The organism is Shewanella sp. (assembly GCF_041630135.1).
Lineage (GTDB): Bacteria > Pseudomonadota > Gammaproteobacteria > Enterobacterales > Shewanellaceae > Shewanella.
Window position 1 is genome coordinate 25,189 of the sequence record NZ_JBFKLW010000043.1, and the last position, 9,774, is coordinate 34,962.

10 protein-coding genes are annotated in these 9,774 nt (G+C 49.6%); 5 read left to right on the forward strand and 5 right to left on the reverse strand.

Annotation, left to right across the window (positions count from 1 at the left end; translation table 11 throughout):
• Positions 1 to 68 precede the first annotated feature (68 nt).
• The 5 genes from ABYK60_RS12455 to galU all read right to left on the reverse strand — a co-directional run bounded on the left by ABYK60_RS12455 (position 69) and on the right by galU (position 4,301).
• Positions 69 to 1,061, reverse strand: a complete 993-nt coding sequence (locus ABYK60_RS12455) for a LysR family transcriptional regulator (protein WP_372872347.1) — start codon at positions 1,059 to 1,061, stop codon at positions 69 to 71.
• A gap of 259 nt (positions 1,062 to 1,320) precedes the next feature.
• The gene (locus ABYK60_RS12460; RefSeq protein ID WP_372872348.1) at positions 1,321 to 1,716 is read right to left on the reverse strand and encodes a polymer-forming cytoskeletal protein; all 396 of its coding nucleotides are present in this window, start codon (positions 1,714 to 1,716) and stop codon (positions 1,321 to 1,323) included.
• A gap of 125 nt (positions 1,717 to 1,841) precedes the next feature.
• Positions 1,842 to 2,330: a ferredoxin-type protein NapF gene (napF, locus tag ABYK60_RS12465; RefSeq protein ID WP_372872349.1), complete on the reverse strand. Its 489-nt coding sequence runs from the start codon at positions 2,328 to 2,330 to the stop codon at positions 1,842 to 1,844.
• Between the two features lie 49 nt (positions 2,331 to 2,379).
• Positions 2,380 to 3,390: a UDP-glucose 4-epimerase GalE gene (galE, locus tag ABYK60_RS12470; protein ID WP_372872350.1), complete on the reverse strand. Its 1,011-nt coding sequence runs from the start codon at positions 3,388 to 3,390 to the stop codon at positions 2,380 to 2,382.
• A gap of 2 nt (positions 3,391 to 3,392) precedes the next feature.
• Positions 3,393 to 4,301: a UTP--glucose-1-phosphate uridylyltransferase GalU gene (gene galU / locus ABYK60_RS12475; RefSeq protein ID WP_372872351.1), complete on the reverse strand. Its 909-nt coding sequence runs from the start codon at positions 4,299 to 4,301 to the stop codon at positions 3,393 to 3,395.
• Positions 4,302 to 4,639: 338 nt separating this feature from the next.
• On the opposite strand from galU, the gene phhA reads away from it, so the two are divergent.
• The 5 genes from phhA (at position 4,640) to maiA (ending at position 9,567) form a co-directional block, all read left to right on the forward strand.
• On the forward strand, positions 4,640 to 5,431 hold the full coding sequence (gene phhA / locus ABYK60_RS12480; RefSeq protein WP_372872352.1) for a phenylalanine 4-monooxygenase: 792 nt from the start codon (positions 4,640 to 4,642) through the stop codon (positions 5,429 to 5,431).
• A gap of 24 nt (positions 5,432 to 5,455) precedes the next feature.
• Positions 5,456 to 5,791, forward strand: coding sequence for a 4a-hydroxytetrahydrobiopterin dehydratase (locus ABYK60_RS12485; protein ID WP_372872353.1), 336 nt, complete (start codon positions 5,456 to 5,458; stop codon positions 5,789 to 5,791).
• A gap of 261 nt (positions 5,792 to 6,052) precedes the next feature.
• Complete coding sequence (gene tyrR, locus ABYK60_RS12490; protein WP_372872354.1) at positions 6,053 to 7,591, forward strand: transcriptional regulator TyrR; 1,539 nt, start codon at positions 6,053 to 6,055, stop codon at positions 7,589 to 7,591.
• A 241-nt stretch (positions 7,592 to 7,832) separates the two neighbouring features.
• Positions 7,833 to 8,819 carry a fumarylacetoacetate hydrolase family protein gene (locus tag ABYK60_RS12495; RefSeq protein WP_372872355.1) on the forward strand — a complete coding sequence of 329 codons (987 nt, stop codon included), beginning with the start codon at positions 7,833 to 7,835 and terminating at the stop codon, positions 8,817 to 8,819.
• Between the two features lie 106 nt (positions 8,820 to 8,925).
• The gene (maiA, locus tag ABYK60_RS12500; RefSeq protein ID WP_372872356.1) at positions 8,926 to 9,567 is read left to right on the forward strand and encodes a maleylacetoacetate isomerase; all 642 of its coding nucleotides are present in this window, start codon (positions 8,926 to 8,928) and stop codon (positions 9,565 to 9,567) included.
• Positions 9,568 to 9,774: the final 207 nt, after the last annotated feature.

Genomic DNA, 9,774 nt, shown 5'->3' on the forward strand with positions numbered 1-9,774 from the left:
TGTTTTGAATGTGTGACGCTGGTATTTATTATCTGTATTGCAAATTTTGAATTTGTTAATTTGCAATTTCATAATTTGGAATTTGGTTCCCGGTCGTGGGTTTCAAGACCTAACGTGCTATTAATGATAGCCAGCAGCTTTTGTCTGATTTCATTGTCATAGCGACGGTGGTGCGCTGGTTTTTCCACCAGATATAACCCCGGGATCGCGATTCCGGTATGAAGCCTATCTAACTCCCGGATTGAGAGTGCCCGCAGCTTGATACCCGCAAGAGCAGATAGCAAGCGACTTTCCAGTGGTGATGCGAAGGACAGGCTTGCCTGCGTCAGGAGATGGGCATACCACTCTTCCTTATCTGTTACACGGATGACTTTTGGAGGGGTTAAACCTTCACGATGACAAAATAATTCCAGGGGATCGACTTTGTCATTAAATCCCGGATGATTCATGCATAAAAAAGGATATTCACATACTTGCTCGAGCACTATATCTGACTGTTGCCAGATAACATGATCTGACGCTGCGACCAGACAAAGTCCAGGTGAGTCACAAAGGCGCTCAAAGCTCAGTTCATTATGTGGCTCCGGAGCCAGCGCCAGGCCCAAATCCAGATCACCGGAATGAATACGATCAGCTGTGTCGTTTTGCCACAGGTGCAGGGTTACGTCGGGCGCACGCTGTTTGTGTTGGTTTAGTTCCAGTGCCAGTGCAGTCATCAGTCCGGAACTGACGGCGAGATGGAATACCGGATTGCTCTGATTATGGTATGCCTGATGGTCTTTAAGTTGCATCGACAATGAGGTTACACCGTCAGTAAGTTCCCTGATTGCAGGGTATATTTGTTCTGCCAGCGGAGTGGGTTTCAACCCTTGCTGACGACGGTAAAAGAGTTCATCTGAGAAAATGGTTCTTAGACTGGCAAGTGCCCGGCTGACTTTGGGAGCCGACACGTCAAGCAGTCTGGCCGCGCTGTTGGCGTGACCTGTTTCAAAAATGGCGCGAAACAGCAGCAGGGAAAAGATGTCCAGCTCAGCAAGTTGTTTATCCAGTGGCTTGTTCATTTTTTGATGGCTGTCGCAAGGTTATTCGTAACAGCCTAACAGAATTAAGGCATTACGCATTGACGGAAGTCATACTTTTAACAATGCGTTAACCTGTGGTGTGCCCCTTGATTGACAGGATGTTGAAAGGGATAGTTTTGCCGTTGGTGTTCGGGCATAAAAAAACGCGGTCAGGACCGCGTTTTTTTACTGGAATCAGTTCTGGCTGGACTTACTGTACTTTTACCGTACATGGCGTTATGCCGGGCATCCCAGAGCATCAGTCTTGCTGTAGCAGAACCGGTTTGCTGAGTACTTCACCGGATAAGGCTTCAGCCTGATTGTCTCGGGTGCGGATACCAATAAACTGGCCACCTTCAAATATTTCCATGCTGTCGCACTTGATTTCACCTTCAACCGTGCCGCCGCTGGCAATAACAAGTCTGTTGCACTGTAACTTGCCTTTAAATAGTCCAGATACTTTCAGCTCGTGGCAATGCAGTACGCCGTCAATCACGCCATCTGCCTCAATGGTGACCTTGGCCAGTGCATTGATAGTCCCCAACAGCTCTCCGCCAATGAGGGCATCGCCTTCAAAACGGGTTTCTCCACTTAAGCGGGTGCCGGCAGAGATATAGGTCAAGCCTGCCTGGGATTTGTTATTTTTTCCGAACATAGCGCCTGGATATCAGTAAACAGATTGACTGATGTTACCCTTGAATCGATGGGCTGCAAACCACTAAGTTTTGGCACCTCTGTCAGAAATTTGGCTTACAGCGGCATAAGGCTTGGGGCAACGTATTATTTCAGCGAATTTGTGATGCTGATGGCATTCGCGGGGCAGGGAGCCACACAGGCGCCGCAGCCGGTACAGTCATGCGGATTCAGCTGTGGTGCCGGAGCTTTACCAATCGTCGGCGTAAAACTGATGGCCCGCTCATCACAGGCATCTTTGCAGCTTTGACACCAAATGCCGCGCTCCGCCAGGCAGGCATTTGAAATCTCTGCTTTTAAATTCCAAGGCACATTCTTGTCAGCATCAAAAATAGGCTCCTTGCATACCTCGTGGCAGCGGCCACAGAAAGTGCACTCGGCATCCTTGAAGCTGACTTCGGGGAACCCGCCTTCACCTTTGATAATGATCCGGGTCTCACAGGCGGCCAGACAATCACCGCAGCGGGTGCACAAATCGGTGAAGTCTATGCCATCACGCAGAAACGGTGGGCGCAGCGCGGTGTCTTTACGACGACTGAAAAGCCGCCTTCTACTCAGATTTATGTTTTCACTCATAATTTTAGTATAAGGCCCCTGAGCGGGGCCTTCAGTATTGTCAATTTTGTTACTTGTAACCGTTGGGATTTGCTGACTGCCAGCGCCAGCTGCTTCTGGCCATATCATCCACACTCAATTTGGCCTGCCAGCCGAGCTCCTTGCAGGCTTTCTCGGGGTTGGCATAACAGGCTGCAATATCACCCGGGCGGCGGGGTGCTATCTCATAGGGTACAGAACGGCCCGAAGCCTTTTCAAACGCCTGCACCATATCCAGTACACTGTAACCCTGGCCGGTACCCAGATTATAAGTGACCAGTCCCGGTGCGGTTTTGAGTTTTTCCAAGGCTTTTAAGTGGCCGTCGGCCAGGTCGACCACGTGAATGTAGTCCCTCACACCTGTGCCGTCATGGGTGGCATAGTCGTTACCAAATACCGCCAGTTTCTCACGCTTTCCCACTGCAACCTGACTGATAAAGGGCATCAGATTATTGGGAATATCGTTAGGATCTTCACCGATCAGGCCGCTTTCATGGGCACCAACCGGATTGAAGTAGCGCAGGCGGGCAATGTTCCAACTGGGATCTGAGTGATGCAAGTCGGCCAGAATGTCTTCAACCATCAGCTTGGACTGGCCATAGGGGTTGGTTGCCCCCGTGGGGAAGTCTTCGGTAATGGGCAGACTGGCCGGATCGCCATAGACAGTTGCAGAGGATGAAAACACCAGGTTTTTTACCCCAAACTCTGCCATGACCTGACATAAAACCAAGGTGCCGGTAACGTTGTTTTCATAGTAGCGCAGCGGTTGGGCAACGGACTCACCCACGGCCTTGAGGCCGGCAAAGTGAATGACAGCCTCAATTTCATTGTCGATAAAGATCTTTTTCAGTAAAGCTTTATCAAGAATGTCTCCCTGAACGAAGGAGACGGCTTTTCCGGTTATCTGTTCCACCCTGGCAAGCGCTTCGACGCATGAGTTGGACAGGTTGTCCAGTACCAGCACATCACAGCCTGTTTGCTGCAAAGCGACCACTGTATGGCTGCCGATGTAGCCGGCACCGCCGGTCACAAGAATCGTCATCCTTAATTAAGTCCTTTAGCTAACTTTTTTAAATATTTGGCAAAGTCTGGTCCAACGTCAGAGTGGCGCAGCGCATATTCCACATTGGCTCGCATGTATCCTTGTTTATTGCCGCAGTCGTGGCTTTTCCCCACCATGCCATAGGCATTTACAGTGACTGATTCCATCAACATGGCAATGGCATCGGTAAGCTGAATTTCATCTCCGGCACCGGCAGGAGTCCGGGCCAACAGCGGCCATATGTCTTTGGGCAGTACATAGCGACCCACAACTGCCAGGTTGGAAGGCGCTTCTTCAATGGCGGGTTTTTCGACCAGCTCTGACAAAGGCAAAGATTCACCCTCTTTAAGCATTTCACCCTTGATATCGGCAATACCATACTGATTTACCAGTTCATGGGGCACTTCTTCTACCATGATCTGGCCGGTCTCAGTTTCATCGAAGTAACGCACCATGGCGGCAAGGTTATCTGTGGTCAGGTCACTTTCTGCATCATCGATGATTACATCCGGCAACAGCACTGCAAACGGCTCATCACCAACCACGGGGCGGGCACACAAAATGGCATGACCAAGCCCCTTGGCCTGTGCCTGTCGCACGCTGATTACTGTGACGTCTTTGGGACAGATGGACTGCACGGCATCGAGCAACTGACGTTTTACCCTGCGCTCTAACTGGGCTTCCAGTTCGAAACTGGTATCAAAATGGTTTTCGATGGAGTTTTTACTGGCATGGGTCACCAGCACAATTTCTTTGATCCCTGCCGCTATCGCCTCACTTACAACATACTGGATCAGAGGTTTATCCACTACAGGCAGCATCTCCTTGGGAATGGCCTTGGTGGCTGGGAGCATACGGGTTCCGAGGCCTGCAACCGGAATTACGGCCTTACGGATTTTGGAGTGTCTCATGGTCATCCTTATTGGTTTAACCTTGGGGTAGTGGTAGCCGACAGAAGTTCGGCATTCGTATGTCCCATATTGTAATGGAGTCATTGTGAAAAACCATTGACCTCATGGTTATTTAACGAATTTTTTAATCGATAGTTTTCTTCTGGATGATGAGGTTGTGGCTGGCTGACCAGGGATGTCTCTTTCATAGGTCGGTTGTTGCGCTGTATGCAAAATGTAATAAAACCTTTACAAAATTACCTGCCACACTCCCGTGGAATAAAACGTGAGACAGTTAACAAAAAACGCCCATTGGAACACTATGATGGGGTCGCAGTTAACGTGAAGTGAAACACGCAATGAGTACAGAGTATGTTGCCCGTAAGCCGGATGCGAATGGTTTTATCGCCTATCCGGAACAGGAAAATGAGATTTGGGCAGAATTATATGCGCGTCAGGCGGTAAACTTGCCAGGCCGGGCCTGCAAGGAATATCTCGACGGTTTAGAGCGCCTTGCTTTACCCACAGACAGGATCCCACAGCTCGCTGAAGTCGATAAGGTGCTTCTGGAGTGCACAGGTTGGAAGACAGCCGCCGTACCGGCGCTGATTTCCTTCGAGCGCTTTTTCCAGTTGCTGGCAAATCGTCAGTTTCCGGTGGCGACATTTATTCGCAGTCGTGAAGAATTCGATTACCTGCAAGAGCCTGACATTTTCCACGAGATATTCGGTCATTGCCCATTGCTTACAAATCAGGCATTTGCCAATTTCTCTCATGCATACGGTAAGTTGGGTTTGGCTGCCAGCAAAGAGGAACGGGTTTTCCTGGCCAGACTGTACTGGTTTACCGTTGAGTTTGGTTTACTCAAGAGCCCGGATGGTGAGCGTCGCATCTATGGCGGCGGTATCCTGAGTTCTCCTGGTGAAACCCTGTATGCTTTCGGTGATACGCCACTTCGCAAGCCGTTCGATTTGCTCGATGTGCTGCGTACCCCTTATCGTATCGACATTATGCAGCCTGTGTATTTCGAGATTGAAAGCATTGATTTTCTTGATGAGATTGCCCGTATGGACATTATGCAATTTGTCACCAAGGCCAGGGCGATGGGGCTGCATGCGCCATTGTTTGAGCGCAAAGCCAAAGCAGTTTGAATAAAAAGAATTAAAGGAGCAGTAATGAGCGAATTAGCAACCATGAAATGTGAAGCTTGCCGTGCCGATGCACCCAAGGTCAGTGATGCCGAACTGGCGGAGCTTATCCGTATGATCCCGGATTGGAGCGTCCAGGTGCGCGATGGTGTGATGCAGCTGGAGCGTGTTTACAAGTTTAAGAACTTTAAATTGGCCATGGCGTTTTCCAATAAGCTGGCAGATTTGGCCGAAGAAGAATTTCATCACCCAGGTATTTTCACCGAATGGGGTAAGGTCACTGTTACCTGGTGGTCACACTCCATTCAGGGCTTGCACCGCAACGACTTCATTATGGCTGCCAAGACAGACCAGTTGTTCTGATTGAGCTTTGTCGTTTAAAATCAGCGTCTTGCGTAAAGTTTGGCGCTGATTTTTTTCTATCTTGCATTTTGTTCTGTAAACAAGACTTGCCAGTTTCAGTAATACCTTCTACCGTATAGCGCCAGAAACTCTATCAAGACCACCTGCGCCTGCCAGGCGATGCAAGGTGACAGATATCATGTGTGATTCGATGCTGTCCACATGGCTGTTGGCTGGTGGCCTTTACTCCCAAAATAAGACAATAAAGGGATAACTGCAGATATGCGTTTGGAAGTTAGCTGCCAGGACAGGGTTGGTCTTGCGAAGGATATATTGATCGTACTGGAAAAGTACGGGATCAACCTGCTTGCCATCGATGCCAGTAACCGTGGTTTTCTGTATTTTCAGTTCGCTGAAGTCAGCTTTGACACTTTAAGCGCCCTGATGCCTCAAATTCGTAAAGTTGAAAGCGTACATGACGTACGTACAGTGTCATTTATGCCGTCTGAGCAGGAGCACTATGCGCTTAAGACGTTGCTGAGAACCTTACCCGACTCTGTTTTTTCCCTTGATGTGAAAGGGCGGATCCGTATTGCCAACGAATCGGCCTTAATGACCCTGGGTATGAAAGAGCATGAAGTGGTTGAAGAGCCGCTTAATCACTGGGTACAGGGGTTCAATTTTGGGCGCTGGCTAAGCGAAACACAGGTGTTGGCGCAGGCGACCAGAGTGCAAATCGGACAAAACGAATACCTTGCCGAAATGTTGCCCATTTACCTGCCTGACGGAAATGACAAAAGTATTCTCGCCGGAGCCGTTGTTTCACTTAAGTCTCCTGCCCGGGTCGGTAAACAGTTTAACGCCCTGCAAAATCAAACTCCCGGCTTTGATAATGTGCTGGCGGTAAGCGACAAGATGAAAGAAGTGCTCAAACAGGCCAAGCGTATGGCTCAGCTGGACGCTCCTTTGCTTATCACCGGCGAAACAGGTACTGGCAAAGAGTTGATGGCAAAAGCCTGCCATGATGCCAGTATGCGTCGTGAGCATCCATTTATTGCCATTAACTGTGCGGCGCTGCCTGACAGTGCAGCAGAAGAAGAGTTATTTGGTTTTGTGCGCGATGGTCAAATCATCAAACGAGGTCTGTTTGAGGAAGCCAAGGGCGGCAGTGTATTTTTGGACGAAATTGCCGAGATGTCCAAAGCGGCTCAGGTCAAGTTGCTGCGTCTGTTAACTGAAGGTTCCTTCCGGCGCATCGGAGGTGATGAAGAGGTGAGAGCGGATGTGCGTATTATTTGCTCCAGTCAGAAAAACCTTGCCGAACTTTGTCAGGTCGGTGAATTCCGTGAAGATCTTTACTACCGTATCCATGTATTGTCGTTCCATCTGCCGTCGTTGCGTGAGCGTAAGGTGGATATTATTCCCCTAACCGAAATGTTTCTTGAGCATTACAGTCAGCAACTTTCCAGCCCTATGCGCAGGATTTCCCCAAGCTGTCGTGATCATCTGCTCACATATGCCTGGCCCGGTAACGTGCGTCAGCTGAAAAATGCAGTCTTTCGCGCCGTGTCCATGTGGGATGGCTCGGCAGAGCTGACAGTAGAGCAGCTGAAACTGCCGTCCTATGCGGAAGGTTTTGGTTATTTTGATAATCAATTTGAAGGCACGCTGGATGAAGCTATGCGTCAGTTTGAGTCCAGTTTACTAAGGCGCCTGTATCCCGCTTACCCCAGTACCCGCCAACTGGCGAAAAAGCTTGGTGTCAGCCACACCGCCATCGCCAATAAGCTTAGAGAGTACAAAATAACCAAGAAGCGCTAATTGAACGCTGTAAATGGAATTTGCCAGATTTATGGCCAAAATATCGCCATTACCAAAGGGAGTTCCCCGCCCGTTGGGAGTGTGCGGCCAAGTGTATTATTAAGTTTACAAACGGCAACAAACCCGCGCGAACTGTGATTTGTGTCACGCTATTTTAAATGGTCGCGCCTTGGGGTATTTGTTACGCCAAGCAAAACCACCTCCCGCAGGACAGGTGGTCGTTCGAGGACAGGAGCACAGAATGAAATTAGCTACATATAACAATGGTCGTCGCGATGGTCAGCTGATGCTGGTAAGCCGCTGTCTGACCAAGGCCGTTGCCGTACCCGCCATTGCCCACACTATGCAGCAACTGCTGGATGCATGGGATCTGCTGAGCCCTCAACTGACAGAGCTGTACGATGCCCTGAACGACGGCCAGCTGGAAAATACTGTAGATTTTGATGAAACCAAGTGTTTGTCACCCTTCCCACGTGCTTTTCAGTGGGCCGATGGCAGCGCCTATGTGAACCACGTTGAGTTGGTGCGTAAGGCCCGTGGCGCTGAGATGCCAGACACCTTCTGGACAGATCCGCTGTTCTATCAGGGGGGCTCCGACAGCTTTATTCCACCGCGAAGCAATATTGAACTTGGCAGCGAAGACTGGGGCATTGATTTTGAATCTGAAATTGCCGTCGTCACTGACGATGTGCCCATGGGCGTAAGCACCGATAACGCCGCCAAGCACATCAAACTGCTGATGCTGGTGAACGACGTGTCGCTGCGTAACCTGATCCCGGGCGAACTTGCCAAAGGTTTTGGTTTCTTCCAGTCCAAGCCATCAAGCAGCTTCTCGCCTGTGGCTGTGACCCCGGATGAGTTGGGTGACAGATGGCAGGACAGCAAGGTGCATCTGCCGCTTATCACTCATCTTAACGGTGAGCTTTTTGGCCAGCCCAACGCGGGTGTTGATATGACCTTTAACTTCAGCCAGCTGGTGTCTCATGTCGCCAAAACTCGCCCCATTGGCGCTGGTGCCATTATCGGCTCAGGTACCATCTCCAATTATGACCGCAGCGCAGGTTCCAGCTGTCTGGCTGAAAAGCGTATGCTGGAGGTGATTGCCGACGGTAAGCCAAGCACTCCATTTATGCGCTTTGGCGATCGCGTGCGTATCGAGATGCTCGACGATAAAGGCGACAGCATTTTCGGCGCCATTGATCAGCAGGTAGTAGAATACAAGGGCTGAGTCTCTTCATTACGTTGATACGGGGCATTGGCCCCGTTTTTTATGGCTGGCACACCGACTTGGCACTATGGCGTTCCATGTCGCGGACCGCCCAAGGAGAATAACAATGAAATTATACGGATACTGGCGCTCGAGCGCCGCCTATCGGGTGCGTATTGCGCTGAATCTTAAGGGCATCAGGGCTGAACATCACTCAGTACATCTGGTGAAAAACGGTGGTGAACAGCACGCCGGTGATTATGTTGCGTTGAATCCGCAGCATCTGGTACCCACGCTGGAGCTGGACGATGGCACTGTGCTGACCCAATCATTGGCCATTATGGAGTATCTGGAAGAGTGCGCCGGAGGAATGAAGTTACTGCCGGAGTCAACTATCGATAAGGCTCTGGTGCGTGCCATGTGCCTGGCGGTTGCCTGTGAGGTACACCCACTCAATAACCTGAGGGTTTTACAGTATTTGAGCACCGATATGGCTCTGTCCGATGAGGTGAAAAACGCGTGGTATCACCACTGGATCCACGAAGGATTTGCAGCGATTGAGAAAATGCTTGCCCGCCACAGTGGTAAGTATTGTTTCGGCGATTCTCCTACTCTTGCCGACGCCTGCTTAATTCCACAGGTGTATAACGCGCGCCGATTTAATGTGCCACTTGATAATTATCCGAATATTGTTCGCATAGAAAAGCATTGTAATTCCACTCAGGCATTTATCGACGCAACGCCGGAAAATCAACCCGACGCACAGTAATTTGTATAAAAGATAAGGCGGTATTACCGCCTTATCTTTTGATTTGGGTCGACGAGGCAGTGATGCTCTTTGAATTTATGTTTCAGCAATATTTCCGCGATGTTACCGTTGTGTTTTCATATTGTTTTGTTGTTGTTTGTTTAGCGTTTTTAGTAATAAGTTGAAATAAAATTGTTTCAAAATTGAGATTTGAATTTCTTAACGCCA